A 20,985-nucleotide genomic window follows, 5' to 3' on the forward strand; every position below is an offset into this window, starting at 1 on the left:
GCGCGGCACGCGGCATGAAATCGGTTCCGCCGCTACCTCCTGGAGGAAACATGTCCCCGCAGTCCGCAGTCCCGCCGAAGGCCGCGCGCGCTCCCCGTGCCCGCTGGCTCTTGCCGGCGTTGCTCGTGGGCGCGCTCGCCGCCGGCTGTAAGCAAGAGCCCGCGAAGACGCCGCCCGCCACCACCTCGTCCGCCACGACGCCTGATGCCGGCGCCACGTCCCCGTCCACCCCCGCGCCGGTGCAGGCCGCGAAGCTCACGCCCGTCATCCACGAGCTGGCCAGCGAGAACGCCCTGCCCACGGGCGTGGTCATCGAGTTCGCGCTGCCGGTGCGCCCGCGCTACGAGAGCGTCGACGGCAGCGTCGTCACGGTGTCTCCGGAGGTCGGGGGCAGCCTGCGGTGGACGGGCCCCTCGTCGCTGCTCTTCACTCCGTCCACGGGCTTCGCCGCCGGCACGACGTACACGGTGTCCGTGGACGCGGTGAACACCGACGCGGGCGTCATCAAGCCGCCGTCCGCGCGCGAGTGGCGCTACAACTTCACGACCTACGCCTTCAAGTTCTCCCAGATCTACCCCACGCGCATGGACCTGCCGAAGGGCCGCGTGGAGGCGAACGTGGACTTCTCCGGGCCGGTGGACCTGGCCGCCGTGCGCTCCCGCACCAGCTTCCGCGTGGGCGACACCGTCATCAGCGACGTGAAGTGGAGCACCCGCGCGGACACGCGCAGCTCCCTGTCCGTGGCGCTCACCCACCCGAAGCTCAAGCCCGGAGCGACGTTGCAGTTCTCCCTGCGCGAAGGGCTGACACCGGTGGGCGGCGCCTCCACCGTGCAGGCGCCCGCGGCCACGAGCAGCTTCGGGCTGAACGGCGGCAAGCGGCTGGACATCACCTACGTGAGCCTCCAGGAGGGCTCCAGCGGCTACTTCTACGAGGTGAGCTGCCGCGATGTGGCGGCGGACGCCCCGGCGAGCCCCACCGACGAGCAGTGGGATTCGTACTACTACGACGACGACAACAAGGGCTGCTCGCTGAGCGACGCGGTGGCCCAGGACGCCATCCGCTTCAAGCCGAAGGTGAAGTTCACCGTGGCCCCGTCGCGGCGCGGCTTCCGCATCTTCGGTGACTTCAAGCGCGGCCCGCACACGCTCTCCCTCGCGGAGGGCACGCTCTCCGTGGGCGGCGGCACGCTGATGGGCGCCTGGTCGCGCGGCTTCTCCGTGCCCGCGCGCCAGTCCCAGGTGCGCTTCAACGCCAACGGCCGCTACCTGCCGCGCAGCGCGTGGCGCAACCTGCCCCTGCAGCATCTCAACCTGGAAGAGGTGACGCTCACGGTGCGCAACATCCCGCCGGAGAACCTCGTCTTCTGGATGGGCAGCGACTACTCGGAGACCGCCGACGAGCGCACGAGCAACGTGCTGGTGCGCAAGGCGGTGCCGCTCAAGTCCACGCCGGACGCGCTGCTCACCACGTACATCGACGTGGCGTCGCTGGTGCCCGCGAACACGCGCGGCCTGGTGGAGATCCTCGCCGAGCGCGGCGACTACAAGGCCGCCGCCCGCATCCTGCTCACCGACCTGAGCCTCGTGGCCAAGCGCGGCGGGCCGGCCGTCGGCTCGAAGGACTCGGGCGAGGTGTGGGTCTGGGCCCTGGGCCTGGAGAGCACGGAGCCCCTGTCCGGCGTGGAGGTGACGCTGGTGAAGAAGAGCGGACAGGCCGTGGCCCGCTGCACCACGCAGGGCGAGGCGGGCTGCCAGCTCAAGGTCCCCGCGCCCGGCGTGGACGACAGCGCTCCGTTCGCGCTGGTGGCGCGCAAGGGCGACGAGCTGACGTACCTCAAGTACGACGAGCTGAAGACGGAGATCGCCAACTCGGACGTGCAGGGCGAGCCGTACCGCGCCGAGCAGCCCTACCGCGCCTCCATCTGGTCCGACCGAGGCGTGTACCGTCCCGGTGACACCGCGCACGTGGCCGCGGTGCTGCGCGGCCAGGACAACCTGGCGCCGCCCGTGGGCATGCCGGTGGAGGTGCGTGTCATCGACCCGCGCGAGCGTGAAATCCGCAAGGTGACGCTGAAGACGAACGCGGCGGGGCTCGTGGCCTTCGACCAGGCCTTCGCGGCGTTCCAGGACACCGGCCACTACTGGGTGCGCCTCAAGGTGGCGGACCGCGACCTGGCCTCCTACGCGGTGAACGTGGAGGAGTTCGTCCCGGAGCGCATGAAGGTGACGGCCAGCACCAGCGCGCCGGGCTACGTGCAGGGCACGGAGATTCCGGTGGGCGTGGAGGCCGCGTACCTCTTCGGCGGATCCGCGGAGGGCAGCCCGGTGGAGATGACGTGCCGGTTGGAGTCCGTGCCCTTCAAGCCCAAGCAGAACGCCCAGTACACCTACGGCGTCTGGCGCCAGGACGGCAACGCGCCCCGGCCCGTCACACTGGGGCAGGTGAAGGGCACGCTCGACGCGAAGGGGCAGGCGCTCCTCAACTGCCCGGCGCAGGCGGCGTCCGGCCCCATGAAGGGCGCGGCGCGCCTGTCCGCGGTGGCCAGCGTCTTCGAGTCCGGCAGCGGCCGCTCCACCATCGGCGAGGCCACTGTGCCGGTGCACCCGGAGGCGTATTACCTGGGCCTCCAGGCCAACACGCAGAAGGTGAAGGCGGCCACGCCCTTCACGCTGACCGGCGTGGTGGTGGACTGGAACGGCCAGCCCGTCACCGGCGACAAGGCGCCGAAGACGGTGCAGCTGGAGTACCAGTTGCTCGAGGAGAACTACGGCTACTACTACGACGAGGAGTCCGGCTACGAGCGCTACCAGCGCTACCTGCGCCCGCAGCGTGAGGGCGAGGCGACGGCGAAGGTGGAGAACGGCCGCTTCACCGCGACGGTGCTGCCGGGCCGCGACGGCGCGGGCTACCTCGTGCGCGCTCGCGCGGGCAACACCCAGACGGACCTCGCCATCGAAGGAGAGGGCCGCTACTACTGGTGGGGTGAGGGCTCGCGCGTGGACCAGACGCCGCGGCCCCTGAAGCCCACGGCGCTGGACATTTCGCTGCCCGCCAAGGGCAAGGTGGGCGAGGCCCTCACCGTGAAGATGAAGGCGCCCTACCGGGGCCGCGTCCTCTTCACCGTGGAGACCGACCGCGTGCTCACCACCGCGTGGAAGCAGGTGGAGCCGGGTGAGGTGACCTGGTCGTTCACGCCTTCCGAATACGCGCCCAACGTGTACGTGAGCGCGTTCCTGGTGAAGGACCCGCACCTGGAATCCGCACAGGCGTTCATGCCCGACCGCGCCTTTGGCGTGGGCAGCATCGCGCTGGAGCCGGTGGACTTCACCCATGCCGTCGCGCTGACGGTGCCCAAGGAGGTCCGCAGCAACGACACGCTCACCGTGGACGTGGCGGTGGAAGGCGTGGAGGGCCCCACCTTCGCCACCGTGGCGGTGGTGGACGAGGGCATCCTGTCCCTCACGCGCTTCCAGAGTCCGGATCCGCTGAAGGAGATCTTCACGCGGCGCGCGCTGGGCATCCAGACCTACGAGACGGTGGGCTGGGCGCTCCTGGTGCCGCCGGGTGGCAACTCCAGCTCCACCGGCGGTGACGAGGGCGGCGCGGAAGGCCGCGTGCAGCCGGTGAAGCCCGTGGCCCTGTGGAGCGGCGTGGTGGAGGTCCCCGCCAACGGCAAGCTGAAGGTGCCCTTCAAGCTGCCGCAGTACCGGGGCGCGGTGCGGGTGATGGTGGTGACGGCGGGCGCGAAGCGCATTGGCCGGGCCAGCGCGCAGGTGCTGGTGCGTGACCCGCTGGTGCTCCAGACGACGCTGCCGCGCTTCCTCACCCAGAACGACGAAATTCAAATCCCGGTCTTCGTCACCAACCTGTCCGGCAAGGCGCAGGACGTGAAGGTGTCGCTGTCCGCGGAGGCGCTGGCGGTGCCTGGGCTCGCGATGCCGGAGGGCCTGGGCTCGCCGCTGGAGCTCAAGGGCAAGAGCGAGGGCCGCGCGAAGCTGGAGGACGGCAAGTCCCGCACCTTCGTCTTCCAGGGCCGCGCGGTGCAGTCCGTGGGCGCGGCGCGGCTGGTGGTGACGGTGGAGGGCGGTGGCTACACGTCGCGCGAGCAGCTGGACGTGCCGCTGTCTCCCGCCGGGCCCCGTGAGCGCAAGATTCAGCAGGTGGAGCTGGCGGAGGGCACCACGGACCTGAAGGCGCTGCTCGCCGGTTGGGTGCCCACCACGGAGCGCACCAGCGTCTGGGTGACGAACAATCCCTACGCGAAGTCGCTCCAGCACCTCTCGTACCTGGTGCGCTACCCGTACGGCTGCATCGAGCAGACGACGTCCTCCACCCGCCCGCTCTTGTTCGTGAGCCAGCTGGTGGAGCGCGTGGATCCGACGCTGGTCTCCACGGCGAAGGTGGAGGACATGGTGCAGTCGGGCATCAACCGGGTGCTGGCCATGCAGACGGCCTCGGGCGGCTTCGCGTACTGGCCGGGCCAGACGGAGCCGGTGGCCTGGGGCACGGCCTATGCGACGCACATGCTGCTGGACGCGCGCAAGCTGAAGTACCCGGTGCCGGACGACCGCGTGGACAGCGCGCTCGCGTGGATGGGTGACGAGCTGACCCGGAAGGAGGGCCGCGTGGGGCAGGACGACCACTACGGCCAGCACTCGGAGGCGTACATGCACTACGTGCTCGCGGTGGCGGGCAAGGGGCGCAAGGCGCGGGCGCAGGCGATGGTGAGCGCGCTGGAGACGGCGGCGAAGAAGGCCGCGCTCGGCGGCGAGGACCAGGAGGACCTGTACCTGCTCAAGGCCGCGCTGTGGCTGTCCGGCGACCGCCGCTACGAGAAGGAGCTGCGCAACCCGGACGTGTCCACCGTCACCGATGACCGCCGCAACAACTGGTCGTTCTATTCGGACCGGCGCCGGCGCGGGATGATGCTCAGCACCTTCCAGGACCTCTTCGGCGACGCGCCGGAAGGGGAGCCCCTGGCGCGCATGGTGGCGACGGCGCTGTCCGCCCGCACGTCGGCGTACTACTCGACGCAGGAGCTGGTCTGGGGCATCACCGGCCTGGGCAAGCGGCTGCAGGGCACGGCGACCAGCTTCTCGCCGCCCACGCTCACGGTGGCGGGCAAGACGGTGACGCCCGTCGCGGAGAAGGACGCGCGCGTGTCGGACCGCACGTGGGCCCTGGCCCGCGCCAGCGAGCGCGCCAGCGTGTCGCTGGACCTGAAGGAGAAGGGCGGCGGCAACGTGTACCTCATCCTCAACAGCGAGGGCGTGCGCACCACGCCCGAGGTGAAGGTGGGGGGAGAGGGGCTGACGCTCAAGCGCACCTGGCGCTCGCTGGACGGCACCGCGCTGGACATGAAGGCCCAGCCGGTGAAGCTGGCGGACCTCATCTACGTGGAACTGGAGGTGACCAACACCCGGGGCGAGCGCGTGCAGAACATCGCGCTGGTGGACCGGCTGCCGGCGGGCTGGGAGATCGAAAACGCCCGCCTGGGGCGCGGCGGCAGCGTGGACTGGGTGGACGCGGATTCGCTGTGGGCCGCCGACTACGTGAACGTGCGCGATGACCGCATGGAGGCGTTCGGCGCGCTGCAGGCCCATGAGACGAAGAAGCTCGTCTACGCGGTGCGCGCGGTGACCGCGGGCAGCTTCACCCTGCCGTCCGCGGAGGCCGAGGCGATGTACGACTCCTCGCTCTGGGCCCGGGATGCCGCGGGCACGGTGCAGGTGTTGGGCCCCTGGAAGGACGACCTGCTCTAGGCCCCATGCGTCGCGTGCGTCTCAACGTGAGGAAGTGGGCGGGGGTGGCGCTGGCGGGGCTCGTGCTGTTGGGCGCGGGCCTCGTGGCGGCCTGGTGGGTGCCGCTGCCGGAGCGGTTGGCGGCGCCCCCCTCGGTGGTGATGGCGTACCGGGACGGGTCGCCCGCGTACGTCTTCCTCGCCCCGGACGAGCGGTGGCGCATCCCCGCGCCGAAGGACCGCGTCGACCGGGCCTATGTCCGCGCCCTCCTGGCGCTGGAGGACAAGCGGTTCTTCCAGCACCCGGGCGTGGATCCGCTCGCGGCCCTGCGCGCCCTCGGGCTCAACCTGAGCCGGGGGCGGCGGGTGTCGGGCGCCTCCACGTTGACGATGCAGCTGGTGCGCGTGCTGGAGCCCCGTCCCCGCACGTTCACCTCGAAGGTGATTGAGTCGTTCCGCGCAGCCCAGTTGGAGGCGCGGTTGTCCAAGCAGGAGGTGCTGGAGGCGTACCTCCAGTTCGTGCCCTACGGGCGCAACGTGGAGGGCGTGGAGGCGGCGGCGCTCGCGTACTTCGGGCACACCGCCCAGCACCTGAGCCCGGCGGAGATCGCCACGCTGCTGGCGGTGCCGCAGAACCCGAACCGGCGCTTCCCGTCGCCGGAGAACCAGGAGCGGCTGCGCTCGGCCCGGGACGACATTGCCCGGAGGCTCCTGGAGTCCGGAGGGCTGGCCGTGGAGGGCGTCGCGTCCGACACGGTGCTGGCGGAGGTGCGGGCGACGGCGGTGCCGAACGTGCTCACGCCATTTCCGAGGGAAGCGCCGCACGCGGCGGTGTGGCTCAAGGCGCAGCGGCCTGGAGAGACGTGGCTGGCGACGACGCTGGACGCGGGCACGCAGCGCTTCGTCGAACGCACGCTGGGGGAAGCGGCCCGGCGGTTGGACCGGCAGGGCATCCACAACGGCGCGGCGGTGGTGGCGGACCGGGAGACGGGCGAGGTGCGCGCGCTGGTGGGGAACTTCGACTTCTTCGATGCCCAGCACGGTGGGCAGATCATCGGCTTCGCCACGCCGCGCTCGCCGGGGTCCGCGCTCAAGCCGCTGTTGTATGCGCTAGGGATTGATCAGGGCCTGGTGGGACCGGAGACGCTGGTGCCGGACATCCCCGTGGCGTACGGCGGCTACCAGCCGCGCAACTTCGACGGGCGGTTCCTGGGGCTGGTGCGGATGGAGTCCGCGCTGTCGCAGTCGCTCAACCTGCCGTTCGTGAGGCTGTTGGAGCGGCTGGGCGTGGAGGGCTTCCTGGGTTCGCTGCGGCAGGCGGGCGTCAACAGCCTGGATCCGCGGCCGGGGCACTACGGCCTGTCCGCGGCGGTGGGCGGCTTGGAGCTGACGCCGCTGGAGTTGACGGGCGTGTACCTGGCGCTGGCGGGAGATGGTCAGGTGCGTCCGCTGCGGGTGCTGGCGCAGGACACGGCGCCGAAGAAGGCCCAGGCGTTGGTATCGCCGGGAGCGGCGTGGCTGACGCGGCAGGCGTTGGCGTTGAGGGATCGGCCGGACTTCCCGGAGCGAAGGCGGCTCACGGGGCTGCCAGCGCGGGTGCACTGGAAGACGGGCACGAGCTTCGGCAACCGGGATGCGTGGGCGGCGGGCTCCGGGCCGAAGCACACGGCGGTGGTGTGGCTGGGCAACTTCGACCACGCGTCGAGCGTGCACCTGGTGGGCGCGGAGAACGCGGCCCCGCTGCTGTTCGACATCCTGGAAGGCATCGGCCCGCGAGGCACGGCGTTGCAGGAGGAGGACGCCGCGCCGCCGAAGGACCTGGTGAGCGTGGAGGTGTGCGCGTATTCGGGGCACCTGCCCACGGACGCGTGCACGCAGCGCAAGCGGGTGGACGCGGTGCGCACGGCGGTGCCGACGACACCGTGTCCGTACCACCACCGGGTGGAGGTGGACGTGGCGACGGGCCTGGCCGTGGGGCCGGGGTGCCGGGACGGGCGCAAGACGGAGTCGCGCGTGTACCTGACCTGGCCGTCCAGCCTGCGCCGGTGGCTCGCGGAGCAGCAGCGTCAGTTGCCTGAACCGCCGCCCCTGGCACCCGGCTGCGTCGCGGGAGGCGAGCGCGACACGCCGACCATCCTATCGCCGCCGGAAGGGACGGTGGCGCTGCTCATCCCGGGCATGAACACGGAGGAGCAGAAGATCCCCCTGGAGGCGGAGGCCGCGCACGACCGGGAGCTGACGTGGTTCGTGGACGGAGCCGTCCTGGGAACGGCGAAGGCCGCGGAGCGCCTGTGGTGGAAGCCGAGCGTGGGCACGCACGACATCCTCGTCACCGACGACCGCGGCCTCACCGCTCGGCGCACGTTGGTGGTGCGCGAGCGGCAGTAGGGCTCAGCGCACCTCCCAGCCCTCCGCGCCGCGGGCGTAGTGCTTGCCCGCGGGCAGCTGGCCGTAGAACAGCGCGTCCTTCATGCCCACCACCGACGTGCCGTCGAACAGGCCCACCTCGCCCTTGGCGGGGAAGGTGATGCCCAGAGACGCGGCCGTGAGCCGCACCGTCTGGCCCGGCGCCACCGTCGTGTTGCCCAGCACCGCGCCCATGGGGGCCTTCACGATGGTGGGCGCGTAGTCACCGCCCGCCAGGCTCACGCGCAGGTTCGTGGTCAGCGTCATGCCCTGGAGCGACACCGCCTGCGTGCCGTGGTTGGCCACCTCCACCCAGCCCTCGCGCGGGTCGAACGCCTCCATCACCAGCGTGGACCGAGCCGCCTTCAGCCGCTTCACCTCCGCCATCACGAACTCGCGGCGCACCTTCACGAAGCGCTTCATGTACGCCTTGCCCGCGCTGAACTTCGCGTAGTCCATGTACGGGTCCTGCTGCATGGACGCGTTGAGCAACGCATGGAGTTGGTCGATGTACGGGTCCATCACCTTCGAGGTGAAGACCTCGTCCAGCGCCTTGTCCAGCCGAGCCTCCAGGCGGGAGCGCAGCACGGGGTTCAGCACCACGCGCGTGCCCATGTTGGAGAACGTCGGCAGGTAGCCCGGGTAGCTCCCCTGTTCCAGCTTGCGCTGCTGGTACATCTTCTCCACCCAGCCATCCAGCAGCGTGAAGTTGAACAGCGGGTGCTTCATGTTGCTCGTGGAGGCGGACTGGTCCTCCACCGTGTTCGTGTACCACCAGCGCGCATCGACGTTGTTCAGGTCCCAGGGCACGTAGCGCCAGCGCCCGGTGATGTCGTCGTGCATGAAGTAGCTCTCGGAGTCCTCCACGAAGTTGTTGGACATCAGCGCGTCCAGCACCATGGAGCGCACGTAGGACTCAATCTCCAGGTTCTTCTCCAGCGCGGCCACCAACTGCGGCTCCGGCGTGTGGTTGATGACGTCCAGCACCTCCCACAGCGCGTCGTCGGGCTCGCTCTCGTTCGTCTTCTTCACCCAGTCGCCCTGGTAGGGCACCTTCCACGTCTTGAACTCCGTGTCCTTCCAGCCCGCGCGGTAGATGGACGCGTCGTCGTCCGGGAACTGCCTCGCCTTGAGGAAGGCCTTGTTGACCTGCTCCACCTCCAGGAACACGCCCTCGTAGTTCCCGTTCACGGAGAGCCGCACGAACGTCGCCTTCGACGCAGGCACCCGCATCGCCGCCAGCAGGTCGCAGGAGATCTTCTCCGCGATCATCGACGCGTCGGCGTACTCAGCGACGAGGTTGAGCGACGTGCGGCCCTCGAACTTGTCCTTGTCCGCGAAGCTGACGTTCCAGCTCTTCTTGTCGAAGAAACGCGCGGAGGCTCCGCGCAGCCGCACCTTCACCGGGAACGTCTTGCCGTTCGCCTGGAACGTCGCGTCCTGCTCCTCCGTCCACGGGTCGTTGATGAACTTCTCCAGCACCTCCGGAGGCATGATCAGCGCGTACTCCGGCACCGTCGTCTGGAGCTTCGGCAGCGTGTAGGGCCGCTCCACCTCCGGAATGGGCTGCGGATCCGTGCCGGCATCCGCGCTCCCGCCATCCACCGGGTCGGTGCCCGCATCCACGGAGCCGCCGTCGGAAGCCCCGGCATCCGGGGTGCCCGCGTCCGAGGAGCCCGCGTCAGGTGCACCGGCGTCCGGCGTGTTGGGGTCCGTGATGCCGGGGTCGGTCTCGGAGGGCAGTGGGTCATCGGGATTCGACGTTCCGGCACCACATGCCGCCAGCAGCATCGAGAGGCTGATCAGGAGTCGTAGGCGCATCATCGTCCGACCCTTGAGCAAGCCCCATGCCTCTCCGCCAGGACGGTGGAAGCCCCCGCCTGTCGTCTGCGAGGAAGTTCACGGGGGCGACGCATGGGCCCTGGATCACCCAGCGGAAGGAAAACTCTTTCCCTTCCCGGAATGCTCGCCTGCCCTCCCTGGGGGCCGCTGACGGACCGCGTGAGGGGCCGGCGCGGGCCTGCCCGCCTGCCCTCCGGAACAAAGAGCCAGGCGTCATCGCCCCCGAGGCGAGCAGCCGGGCAACGGCCACGGAACGCCGCGCTGTGCACGGACACGACCGCCGGACCTAGCTTTTCAGGAGCAGGCTGGAGGACGGCCCAAGTCCGTCAAGGGAGCGATGATGGAGTCCTGGAACCAGACCTCGACCGATGCCGTGCGTGCCCATGCGCCTTCCACGATGAACCGGCGCATCGACGCCCATGTGGAGTCGTGTGTCCGCTACATGGCGGAGCAGGGGGACCGCTCGGAGATGAGCCGGTACCTCGACAAGCTGGAGCACGAGTGGGACGTGCACCGGACGCTGGTCGTGAGCGTCCCCGCGATGGCGCTCGGAGGCCTGCTGCTCGGCCGTAGGTCCGGCCGGGGCTGGCGCATGCTCGGCGGCGTCACCCTGGCCCTGCTCCTCCAGCATGGCCTCACCGGCTTCGGGCCCCTCTCCGTGCTGGTGCGAACGCTGGGCGTGCGCACCCGCCGGGAGATTGACCTGGAGAAGTTCGCCATCAAGGCCCTGCGCGGGGACTTCGAGCGCATCCCCAACGACGGGGGACCGCTGGCTCGAGCCAACGCCGCCCTCGTCGCCGCGCAGTCCTGACACGGGAGCGCGCCTCCCCGGGAAGAGGGAAGCGCGCCCCTTTCTTCAGTGCGCCATGGGCGTGGTGTAGCCGCCGCCCAGGGCAGGCATCAGCGCCGGGCCCGGCGTGGCGGAGCCCGGCCTGCGGTCGCCCCTGGTGTCGAAGAAGCCGTTGAGGCCGGCGACGCCGATGGAGAAGTTCGTCACCCAGCCCTCGTCGGGCATGCCCGCGGCGGCGTTGATGTCGAAGGGCCGCGCGAAGTGCAGGCGCAACAGCAGGGGCCCCAGCGACAGGTTGAAGCCGACGACGGCGTTGAGCACGCGGTGGTCCCACAAGTCCCTCGCGCTTTCGCCCACGCCGCCCATGTCCACCGCGGCGATGGCCTCCAGGTCGCTCAGGAAGGCCACCCGGATGATGTCGTTGAGGGGCAGCTGCGCCTCCAGCGTGGAGTAGACGAAGTGCTGGCCCAGGAGCCACCGCTCGTCGCCGAAGTTCACGCCGCGCAGGGTGTCGAAGCTGGACAGGTAGTAGGAGCGCGCGTAGCGGCCGCCCGCCGTGGTGCCCGCGCCCAGGCGCGCGAAGAAGTTGGTGCGTCCGTAGATGGGGAAGTACCGCTCCGCGTCCAGGCGCAGGTTGCCGTACGCCTGCCCGTCGAAGGGCTGCACGCCGACGGTGGCCTCCAGCAGCACGGAGCTGCCCGCGAGCGGCCCCGTCGCGTAGTGGTACTTGATGCTGTCGTAGCCGACGCGCCCGCTCAGCTCCGTCTGGAAGCGGATGTGCTGATTGTCCGCGCGCCACGCGGACAAGAGCTCCATGTTCGACTCGTTGCGCTCCGGGAACGCCAGGTAGAACTCGCTGAAGTCATCCAGGAAGTACTTCGTGCCGCCGATGCTCAGGTCGCCCTGGAGGTAGAAGAAGGTGCTGAGCGGGTAGCGCAGGCTGCCCAACGCGCCGAAGTAGCGCTCCGACGACACGAAGAACGGACGCTGATTCGCCGGCAGGTTGTCGAACGTCTTGTCCACGCGGAAGCGCAGCGACTGGAACAGACCGGCGCCCCACGTCGTGCGCTTCTCGTCGTTGACGTAGAGCAGCAGGCCGTCCGTCAACTCGAAGGAGCCGTACACCGCCAGCGTCAGGACCATCTGGTGGTCGCGCAGCCGGTCGGACGCGGACGCGAACACCTGTCCCACGAAGCCGCCACCGCCCGCGCCCGCGAAGCCGAAGATGGGCCCCAGCTCGATGTTCTCCCGCGTGAAGGGCCTGTAGGCCTGCGCGTCGGTGAGGGGCCGGAGCGCCAGCGGTGAGGGCGGATCCGCCGCCGGCTCCTTCGCGCTCTCCATCGACAGCATGCGCGGCGGACGCAGGAGGGACGGCTTCCGCTCACCGCTCATGTGGAAGAGCATCCACAGGCCGCCGTCGGGGCCGGGGCCCGGCTCGAAGACGCCCGTCGTCAGGTCGGTGCGCCGCACGATGCGGCCATCCGCCAGCCGCTCGTGCAGGTCGGAGCTGCTCTTGTTGTAGGCGACGAAGAACACGCGGCCGTCCGGCAGCGCCAGCGGATCCGCCTCATCGCGGTCCTCGCTGGTGAGGCGCTCGGCCTGTCCCGCCGGCGCGTCCGGCTTGATGCGGAAGAGGTTGTACTTGCGGTGCGACGTCGCGTCGGACGTGTAGATGATGCCGGACGGGCCCCAGGTGACCTGGCGCTCCGCGAAGACGTCATCGGTGAGCTTGCGGATCTTCGCGTCCTCGCCCTGCGTGAGGTCCACCAGGTACACGTCGCGCAGGCCCGCGTCGTTGATGCCGATGAACGCGATGTAGCGGCCGTCCGGGGAGAAGGCCGGCGAGTAGATGGCCAGCACGCCCTGCCTGTCGACGCGGTACGAGCGCCGGTCGCCCGTCTCCAGCTTCACGTTGAGGCCCACCTCCGTGCCGATGCCCGTGCGCACCGCCGAGCGCCGCACCAGCACGTCCGTGGCCCGCTTCTCGGAGAGGTGCACGTAGTCCTGCACGTACAGCACGTCGCGCCCGGTGCGCTCCGCCACGAACGCGACCTTGTCCTTGGTCAGCGCGAAGTTGCGGCCGGACACCGGGTGCAGGGACTCCACGCCCGGAACGCCGTCACCCGCCACCTTCACCGTCTTGCCCGGCGTGCGCGGATCCGTGAGGTACAGCCGGCTCTCGCCCGTCTCCGGAATGATGGTGCGCAGCGCCAGCACGTTGCCGTCCGGACCGCTGGCCATCGCCGTCACGATTCCCGGCGTCTCGCCCAGCGAGTCCAGCGCGGGCGCCGTCTGCGACGAGTCCAGGTACGTCTTGAACGCCCGGCGCTTGAGCCAGTTCTCGAACCGCGCGGAGATGCGCTTGGGGTCATCCCCCGTCAGCCGCTCCAGCAGCTCCTCGAACTTGAGCGACGGGGAATCACGCGAGCCGCCCACCAGCCGGGGCGCCTCTTCCAGCAGCCGCTGGGTGATGCCCGCGCCGTACTCGTCCTCCAGGAACGCCACGCGCGCCTGACCGACCTTGTAGATCCACAGGTAGCCGTACGGCCCGGGGGAGAAGAAGTCGAGGAAGGCATAGCCCTTCATCAGGTCCGGGTTCACCAGCAGGTCCCGCACCATCATCTCCGCCTCGGGGTCCAGGCCGCGCTTGGCGTAGAACTCCGCCAGGCCTTCGATGAACCACAGCGGATAGCCGCCCAGCGGGTCGCCAAACGTCTTGGCCTGCTCGGCCACGGTGCGCACCTTCTGGATGGTGAACTGGTGCGCCAGTTCGTGCGTGCTGACCTCCTCGAAGAGGTGGTGGTCGCCCAGGTACGGCAGGGACAGCTTCAGGTCCTCCGTGGAGGTGACGCCCAGCGTGCCCTCGGAGACCGCGAACACGTTCGTCTGCAGGAACTCCGCGTAGCTGCTGTAGAGGATGTACGGGAACGTCTCCGTGGGCACGTACTTGAACTGATCCACCAGGTACCGGTACGCCTCCTCGATGATGGGCGCGGCCCGCTCGGCCACCTCGCGCTCGCGCTCGTAGAAGTAGAAGCGCACGCCGCCCGTCTTCGCGCCCAGGTCCTTCGCGTAGGTGTATTTGAAGCCGCCGTCCGTGCTGCCTCCCAGCATCAGCGGCGCGCCGGAGAACACCGTGCCGCCGTCCTCGCTGGTGACACCCGCGAGCGTGCCCGCGTCGCCCACCGTGCCGCCGTCCGCCAGCGCCACCACGCCCGGAGGCGGGATGCCGCCGTCGGCAAGGCCCGTGACGGTCGGAGGGATGCCGGCGTCGGACGCGCCCATGTCGAGCGCGATGCCATCGGCCGGGGGCTTCTGCTCACCCGGCGGCGCCATGGTCACGTTGCCGGAAGGGGTGACCTCCGGGCCGCCCGGCGGGGACTGCATGTCGCCCGTCTGGGACGACGTGGTGGGTGCCTGCGGATTGGCGCCGCCCTGGGTGCCGGGCGGGTTCTCATGCGCGGTGTGGTCCGCGGGCTTCGCCAGGCCGGTGGCGGCGGGACCCACGAGGATGTCGACATGCCGCCACTCGAACTCGTAGCTGTTCACGGGCGTCTTCCCCGCGCGACGGGGAACGACGAAGACCTGGGCCAGCGCGAGCTCCGGCAGGAGCAGGGCCAGCAGCACGGCGATCACGTGCGGACGGGGGTTCAAAAAGCACCTCGGTACGGCGAGGAGACAGGCTATCAGGGGCCTGGCGGAAGGCTCCCTCTCCCACCGGAAACGCACAAGCGGTCCTTTTGTTTCTTTGCGTTGCGGTGGACGTCCCGGCTCTTCTCCCTCTGTGCACGCCGGGGGGACTTGGCGGCGGTCGGGATGGCCCGGTATGGAGGAGGGAATGAATCGTCTTTCTCTCGTCGCTGCTACCGCGCTCCTCGCCTTCGGTTGTGGCAAGGACAGTTCCGACAACAAGGCCGAGTGTCAGCTTGAAGCCATCGACCTGCCCGGTTGTGACCGGTCGACGTTGAGTGTCGTCCAGGCGGAAGGCATCTGGAACACCAACATCAACCTGGATGACGGCTACTCGGGCCCGTCGTCCATCCGGTTCTCGCCCGGCGATCCGCTCCTCGTCGGCCTGACGATGACGACGAAGCAAATCACCCCGGACACCTTCTTCCTGACCAGCGACCTGGCGGGCGCCAACGGCTCGACGCTGCGCTACGCGTTCGCCGGCTGCAAGGCTTCCGGGCCGGGCGAGGTGCTGGGGGTGGTGCGCGTGTGCGGCAACGGCGAGATGTTGAGCCAGGGCACCTTCACCGCCAAGCGCGTCGCGCGCCGCGAGGGCGAGGCCGAGTCCGACCGCGTGGAGCTGCTGGGCCAGGGCGTGCTGCCCCGCGGCGCCGCCCGCGGCCTGTCGGTCGCGAACGGCTACGCCTACGTCATCGCGGGCAGCGAGGGCCTGTTCGTCTACAACGTGAAGGACCCCGCGCACCCGACGCTGGTGTCCGAGCAGAAGATCCCCACGGAGACGTTCACCAGCACGCTCATCAGCGGCACGACGCTCTACCTGGGCACCTACGCGACGGGCATCCGCATCTGCGACCTCGCCAACCCGGAGATCCCCACCTGCGACAAGACAGTGCTGGCGGACCTGCCGGTGCGCGTGGACGGCATGGTGAAGGACGGCAACCTGCTCTACGTGGCGTCGCCCCTGCCCAAGTCGGACATCGTCATCCTGGACGTGACCCAGCCGTCCGCGCCGACCCTCGTGGTGCGCTACTCGGTGGAGGGCGCCTCGCCCGCCCTGAGCGAGTACCCCTACGCCCTGGCGGTGCAGGACAACCGCCTGTACGTGAGCAACTGGAGCTACGGCATGACGGTGACGGACCTCGCGCCCCTGGCGACGACGGCGAAGTTGCCCAAGCTCCTGGGCCGCTTCGCCGGGCCCTCCACCAGCGCCCTGGCGGTGGGCAAGCTGGGGGACTCCACGGTCGTCTACCAGGGCTCTGACGCCTGGGGCTCTTCCATCCTGGCGCTGGACGCCACGAACCCGACGGCCATCGTGCAGCGCGGCGAAGTGCCGCTGCGGCCCGAGGCGACGCTGGCCGGCATGGCCCTGTCGGGCACCACGCTCTACGTGGCCAACTACCAGGACGGCCTGCGGGTGTACGACGTGGCCACGCTGGGAACGCCGAAGGCGGCCGGGTACTTCAACACCTGGACCGAGACGGACGCGGGCCGGGGCAAGAGCTACTTCGACGGCCTCCAGGGCGTTCATGTCGCGGACGGGCTGGTGTATGGGTGGGACACAACGCGCGGGCTGCTCATCTTCCGCCACACCCCGTGACGCCAAGGCTGTGTCATGACCCCGTTGAACGGATGTGGCCGCTGCCAGACCCTGCCCGAGACGCCGGACGCACCGGGGCGTCTCTTCCTGTGGCCGCCGCTGGGCCACAGCCTGGGCAAGCTGGTGGCCCACCTGCGTGATTCGGGGGGCACCTTCCAACTGCGCACCGACGTTCAGTGTGTCGTGGTGGGGATGGGGGAGGGCGGCCTGCGGAAGCTCTCCGCGAACCTCCCCAACGTGCTGACGGCGGAGGAGGTGCGGGGCACGCGCGCCCTCTTCGTCGAAGGCGACGGCGAGCCCGGCCTGGCGGACTTCCCGCGCGTGGACTCACTGCAGCGGCTCACCATGCTGCATCAGTCCGGGTGGCTGGTGGACATGCTGGCGGAGTCGCGGCTCACCACGTTCTTCCAGCCCATCGTCCACGCGCAGGACACCTCCCGCGTCTTCGCGCACGAGGCGCTCCTGCGAGGCCGTGACCGGGACGGGGCGCTGGTGCCCCCGAACCGGCTGTTCGACACGGCGCGCGAGGCGGACCTGCTGTTCCAGCTGGACCTGGCCGCGCGCACCACCGCCATCCGCGAGGCGGTGCGGCACCAGCTGAGCACGCACCTGTTCATCAACTTCACGCCCACGGCCATCTACGATCCGGCCTACTGCCTGCGCTCCACGGTGGCGGCCATCCGCGAGTCGGGCATCCCGGAGTCGCACGTCGTCTTCGAGATCATCGAATCCGACCGGGCCGCGAACGCGGCGCACCTGCGCGCCATCGTGGACTTCTACCGCGCGGCGGGCTTCAAGGTGGCGCTGGACGACCTGGGCGCGGGCTACTCGTCGCTGAACCTCATCCACCAGCTCCGGCCGGAGTTCATGAAGCTGGACATGGAGCTGGTGCGGGGCGTCCACGCGGACCCCTACAAGGCGTCCATCGTGCAGAAGCTGCTGGAGATCGCCCGGCAGCTCGGCATCCAGACGGTGGCCGAGGGCATCGAGACGCCCGAGGAGCTGTCCTGGGTGCGCCGGCACGGGGTGGACTTCGTGCAGGGCTACCTCATCGCGAAGCCCGCGGGCGCACCGGCGAGCACCACCCCGCGCATCACGGATTGAGCAGGGAGTTGGACGTGCCCGAGCGCTCCAGGCTCGCGGCGCGCGCCAGCCGCAGCTCATTGCCCGCGCTCTGCAGGGCGATGCGCGCGGCGTAGATGTCCCGGCGGTTGGCGGCATCCCGGGCATAGGCGATCTGCGCGCGGATGCGCTCGGCCTGGACCACGACGCCGCCTTGCCCGAAGGCCGATGCGCTCTGGCGAACGACCGAGAAGTCCTCGTCGGCGATGTCGAGGGCGTTGTCCACGTCCAACTCGCCCTGCTCCAGCGCCTGATCCGCCGCGAGCATCCACTGGCCGCCGGATTGGATCCGAGCCAGCCGCTGCTGCCGAGCGCGCTCGGCCTCGTAGGCGCGCTGCTCGTGCGTGTCCACCTGGGTCTGCACGGCCTGGGTGCGCTCGGTGGCGCGCGTGTCGCGGGCTTCCATCTCCTGCTCCAGGTCCGCGATGCGCTGGCGCAGACGCGTCACTTCCTCCTTGGCAGCGGCGGTGTCCTGCGGCGTCTGGGCCTGTCCCTGCGCTCCCTGGGGTGCCTGTGCTGGCGCCGTCGTGCCCGACGGAGCGGTGGTGCCAGTTCCCGCCGTACCCGCGCCACCTGTCGCGGGCGGCGTGGCGGATCCGGTTCCTGGAGTGCCAGCCGCACCCATGCCGCCCGTCGCGGAGGGCGGTGTGGCGGTTTCGGTTCCAGTCGTACCGGCCGCACCCGCGCCGCCCGTCGCGGTCCCCGGCTCCTGCACCGTCACGCTCGATGTATCCAGCGGTGCCTCGCCCGTGCCACCCGGAGCGACGTTGCTCGGAGCCGCGGAGGAGGTCGCGCCGGTGTCATAGGCGCCGCCGCCGAAGCCAGGGGCATTCGCCTCAGGAGTGCCAGAGGCCGGCGCGGTCCCCGCGGCACCCGCGCCCGTGGCGGGCTGCCCCGCGGTCGTTCCACCCGTGGTCGAAGGCGTTCCGGCCGCTCCCGAACCCGTGGCGGGCTGCTCCGTCGGGCTCCCCGCCGTGCCAGCGCCTCCCGTGCCCGTCTGGGGCTGTGCGGCCTCCGTCTCGGTCGCCTCACCAGCGGCGGGCTGCTGCTGCTCGAAGACGGTGGGGACGGGCGGCGGCACATACGTCTGGGACTGCTGGACCGCGACCTCGCCCGAAGTGACCGGCGGGTTGCCATCGGGCATCAGGGGGGTCAGCGAGTAATAGCTGCCCTCGGTCGGATCCGACGGGGCCTGGATGACGTAGCCCTGCGGAGGCCGCGCACCATTCCGGTCGTCCGCGGCCTGCTCATAGGCATCCTGCAGGGCTGCGGCGGCGGGGTCCCTCACGGACGGATCTTCCGGGGGCAACGGCTCCGGGTCGTACGCCTGACCCATGCTCAATCCCGCGACGATGGCGATCCAGAGGCGCATGCCCTGAAGATGTCCACGCGCCAACGCTCGCACATCACCACCAGCGCCCCTCCGCCCGCTCCCCCGCCAGGAGGACGGAAAGGGCTCAAGCCTTCGAGCGCCGGGCCAGCAGCTCGTCCGCCGCGCGCCGTCCCGTCTCGAGCGCACCATGCACGGTGCCCTCATCGCCGCCCGCGTGCGTGGCCTCGCCAGCGAAGAAGAGCGTCCGGCCCACGGGCCTCGCGAGCGCTCCGACGGCGTCCATCGCGCCAGAAGGGATGACCGCATAGCCGCCGCGCGTGTACGGCTCGGCCTGCCAGTCCTGCACGTGCCACGCTTCCAGCCGCGCGTTCAGCTCCCGCACGGAGAGATGGAAGAGCTGTGACAGCCCCTGGAGCGCGCGTCCCAGCACCGCCTTCTCGCTCGCGCGGGACAGCGACGCGGCGGCAGGGCCTCCACTCCAGCCCACCAGGTGCCGCGTGCGTCGGTGAGGCGACAGCGTCCACCACGTGGGGAACGCGGAGGCGGGCACGTGGAAGAAGCCGAAGCGCGCGGTGGCCTCCTGCTCGCGCCAGAACGCCGTGCGGAAGCGCAGGATGACCTTCACCAGGGAGCCCATCGCCAACCGGTTCCAGGCCCGCTCCTGCTCCCGCACGCGAGGCATGAAGCGCACGGCACCCGGGGCGGGAGGCTTCGCCTGCAACACGCCCACGGGAAGCGTCACCACCGCATGCTCCCCCCGGAACGTCCCGAGCGGAGTGCCCTGCCGGGTCCGGGCTCGTACGAGGACCGAGCCCGGTCTCCAGCGCACCTCCTCGGCCACGGCGTTGAGGAACAGCGTGTCCGGCTTCGCGAGCAGCTTCGCGGCCATCGCGTGCGGCACGCGGTCATACCCCTCCAGCACGCGCGAAGGCGTGGTGCCCCCGGACGTGTCAGCGGTCCGCTCCATCCGCGCGATGGCGAGCGTGCTCGCGACGTCCGGATCCGCCGCGTAGAAGCCCCGGACATACGAGCGCGCCATCGCGCACACGACGGGCGGCCACCGGTGGATGCGCGCCTGCTCCGCCACCCACGCCGCCATGGGGCGGTCGGGTCCCTTCGCGGACATCAGGGGCTCCTGGAACGCGAAGGCGTCCTCTCCATCACCCAGCTTCCCGCGCCACAGGAGCGCATGCGTGTCGTTGCATGGGCTCACCTTCAGGCCAGCCCGGTGGATGCGCCTGATCAGCCTGGCGGGCTTGCCATGGACGAACTCAGCGCCCAGCTCCAGGGGCACGTCCGCCACCGTGTCCCGGAGCGTCGCCACGCGGCCGCCCACGCGGTCGCGCGCCTCCAGCACGATGACCCGCAGGCCCTTGCTCATCAATCGTTCAGCCGCGGCGAGCCCCGCGGCGCCGGCCCCCAGGATGACGACATCCGCCTCGTGGTCCATGCCGCTCCTGCTTCCGCCGCGCGGAAGCGCCCATCACGGAAGACGCCCGCGGCCCGCCGACGAACGGAGGGCCGCGAGCCGGGGTTCCCCTCCCGTGCGGGAGAGGAACAGGGGAGGGGAGTGGCGGCGGTGCTAGTAGGTCTTCGGCGAGCTGCTGGAACCCGTGTTGGAGCCCGTGTCCGGGTTCATCGTGGAGTCGTTGCCGGTGCCCATGCCCTGGTTCTTGTCATCCATGCCCGAGCCGCCCGTGCCCTCGTTGATGGACGAGTCCGGCGCCATCGGGTCGGTGCCCGAGCCGCCCGTGCCCGAGCTCGGCGAGATGCTGGTCGCCATGTTCTTCTCGTCCTTCACCTGGAAGCTGGCGCGGATCTCCTGGCCCTCCTTCAGGCTCTTGGCGTTCTTCATGCTCGGGTCGGTGAACTGCGTCTTGCTGTCGATGTCCAGGGGCACCACCGCGCCGCTGGCGCTGCTGATGTAGACCTTCTTGCTGTCGCTCTTGACGACCTTGCCCGTCAGCTCGTTCGAGCCCGTCATGCTCGACGAACCCATCGTGTGCGCCGAGGACGACCCCGAGCCGCCCGTGCTCTCGGAGGAGCCCTGCATGCTGCCGGACGACGTCGACGGCTGCTGCGAGCCCTGCGTCGCGCTTTCCTGGGCAAAGGCCACACCCGAACCCAGCAGCGCCACGGATGCGAAAACCCCAATGAGCTTCTTCATGGAATCTCTCCCGGATGATGTGTGAGTGGGACGGGGTGGCCCCTCGGGCCCCCCGCTGGGAAAAAGCTAGGGGTGGTGGGCGTGGAGGACAGGCCGGAGGGGGAAGACCGCGTGCGTGCCCGTTCGCTCCCCGGCCCGTGGGGCGTGGTCCGCGCCCGACAACCGGCGCTCCGGCCGCCGGGAGGGGTGCTTGAAGCCGATTCCGGATTCACCTAGCGTGCTGGGGAAAGAGCGGAGGCTGGCCGCATGGCCTGCACCCCGCCAGGAGACCGTGACCTCGATGCCCCCGCCCGCC

The 20,985-nt window shown here is 70.4% G+C and carries 10 protein-coding genes; 5 read left to right on the plus strand and 5 right to left on the minus strand.

Annotation, left to right across the window (positions count from 1 at the left end; translation table 11 throughout):
- The first annotated feature begins 50 nt into the window (after positions 1-50).
- Together D7Y21_RS14920 and pbpC are read left to right on the plus strand one after the other, a co-directional pair.
- Entirely contained in the window at positions 51-5,765 is a 5,715-nt protein-coding gene (locus D7Y21_RS14920) for an Ig-like domain-containing alpha-2-macroglobulin family protein (RefSeq protein WP_121713932.1), read from the plus strand.
- A gap of 5 nt (positions 5,766-5,770) precedes the next feature.
- Complete coding sequence (gene pbpC / locus D7Y21_RS14925) at positions 5,771-8,131, plus strand: penicillin-binding protein 1C (RefSeq protein ID WP_120563434.1); 2,361 nt, start codon at positions 5,771-5,773, stop codon at positions 8,129-8,131.
- Positions 8,132-8,134: 3 nt separating this feature from the next.
- Here the strand turns inward: pbpC and D7Y21_RS14930 are convergent, their stop codons facing one another.
- On the minus strand, positions 8,135-9,973 hold the full coding sequence (locus D7Y21_RS14930) for a CotH kinase family protein (protein ID WP_121713934.1): 1,839 nt from the start codon (positions 9,971-9,973) through the stop codon (positions 8,135-8,137).
- Between the two features lie 358 nt (positions 9,974-10,331).
- Here D7Y21_RS14930 and D7Y21_RS14935 point away from each other — a divergent pair, with 358 nt between their 5' ends.
- Positions 10,332-10,802 (plus strand): hypothetical protein, encoded by a 471-nt coding sequence (locus D7Y21_RS14935; RefSeq protein ID WP_120563739.1) that lies wholly within the window; start codon positions 10,332-10,334, stop codon positions 10,800-10,802.
- A gap of 45 nt (positions 10,803-10,847) precedes the next feature.
- Here D7Y21_RS14935 and D7Y21_RS14940 read toward each other — a convergent pair whose 3' ends face one another.
- Complete coding sequence (locus tag D7Y21_RS14940) at positions 10,848-14,435, minus strand: PD40 domain-containing protein (protein WP_121713936.1); 3,588 nt, start codon at positions 14,433-14,435, stop codon at positions 10,848-10,850.
- Positions 14,436-14,619: 184 nt separating this feature from the next.
- On the opposite strand from D7Y21_RS14940, the gene D7Y21_RS14945 reads away from it, so the two are divergent.
- Together D7Y21_RS14945 and D7Y21_RS14950 are read left to right on the plus strand one after the other, a co-directional pair.
- On the plus strand, positions 14,620-16,068 hold the full coding sequence (locus D7Y21_RS14945) for an LVIVD repeat-containing protein (RefSeq protein WP_158619262.1): 1,449 nt from the start codon (positions 14,620-14,622) through the stop codon (positions 16,066-16,068).
- 15 nt (positions 16,069-16,083) lie between these two features.
- On the plus strand, positions 16,084-17,172 hold the full coding sequence (locus D7Y21_RS14950) for an EAL domain-containing protein (RefSeq protein WP_120563430.1): 1,089 nt from the start codon (positions 16,084-16,086) through the stop codon (positions 17,170-17,172).
- On the opposite strand, the gene D7Y21_RS14955 is transcribed toward D7Y21_RS14950, so the two are convergent.
- The 3 genes from D7Y21_RS14955 to D7Y21_RS14965 all read right to left on the minus strand — a co-directional run bounded on the left by D7Y21_RS14955 (position 17,162) and on the right by D7Y21_RS14965 (position 20,690).
- A complete protein-coding gene (locus D7Y21_RS14955; RefSeq protein ID WP_121713939.1) occupies positions 17,162-18,562 on the minus strand; it encodes a hypothetical protein in 1,401 nt (466 codons plus the stop codon). The genes D7Y21_RS14950 and D7Y21_RS14955 overlap by 11 nt on opposite strands.
- An 85-nt stretch (positions 18,563-18,647) precedes the next feature.
- Entirely contained in the window at positions 18,648-19,973 is a 1,326-nt protein-coding gene (locus D7Y21_RS14960; RefSeq protein ID WP_121713941.1) for an NAD(P)/FAD-dependent oxidoreductase, read from the minus strand.
- Between the two features lie 132 nt (positions 19,974-20,105).
- Positions 20,106-20,690, minus strand: a complete 585-nt coding sequence (locus D7Y21_RS14965) for a hypothetical protein (RefSeq protein WP_121713943.1) — start codon at positions 20,688-20,690, stop codon at positions 20,106-20,108.
- Positions 20,691-20,985: the final 295 nt, after the last annotated feature.

It is taken from the genome of Corallococcus sp. AB045 (assembly GCF_003668895.1).
Lineage (GTDB): Bacteria > Myxococcota > Myxococcia > Myxococcales > Myxococcaceae > Corallococcus > Corallococcus coralloides.

Coding starts and splice junctions, on each gene's coding strand:
- D7Y21_RS14920 (WP_121713932.1), top strand. CDS start 51: ATGTCCCCGCAGTCCGCAGTCCCGCCGAAGGCCGCGCGCGCTCCCCGT.
- pbpC (WP_120563434.1), top strand. CDS start 5,771: ATGCGTCGCGTGCGTCTCAACGTGAGGAAGTGGGCGGGGGTGGCGCTG.
- D7Y21_RS14930 (WP_121713934.1), bottom strand. CDS start 9,973: ATGATGCGCCTACGACTCCTGATCAGCCTCTCGATGCTGCTGGCGGCA.
- D7Y21_RS14935 (WP_120563739.1), top strand. CDS start 10,332: ATGGAGTCCTGGAACCAGACCTCGACCGATGCCGTGCGTGCCCATGCG.
- D7Y21_RS14945 (WP_158619262.1), top strand. CDS start 14,620: ATGAATCGTCTTTCTCTCGTCGCTGCTACCGCGCTCCTCGCCTTCGGT.
- D7Y21_RS14950 (WP_120563430.1), top strand. CDS start 16,084: ATGACCCCGTTGAACGGATGTGGCCGCTGCCAGACCCTGCCCGAGACG.
- D7Y21_RS14955 (WP_121713939.1), bottom strand. CDS start 18,562: ATGCGCCTCTGGATCGCCATCGTCGCGGGATTGAGCATGGGTCAGGCG.
- D7Y21_RS14960 (WP_121713941.1), bottom strand. CDS start 19,973: ATGGACCACGAGGCGGATGTCGTCATCCTGGGGGCCGGCGCCGCGGGG.
- D7Y21_RS14965 (WP_121713943.1), bottom strand. CDS start 20,690: ATGAAGAAGCTCATTGGGGTTTTCGCATCCGTGGCGCTGCTGGGTTCG.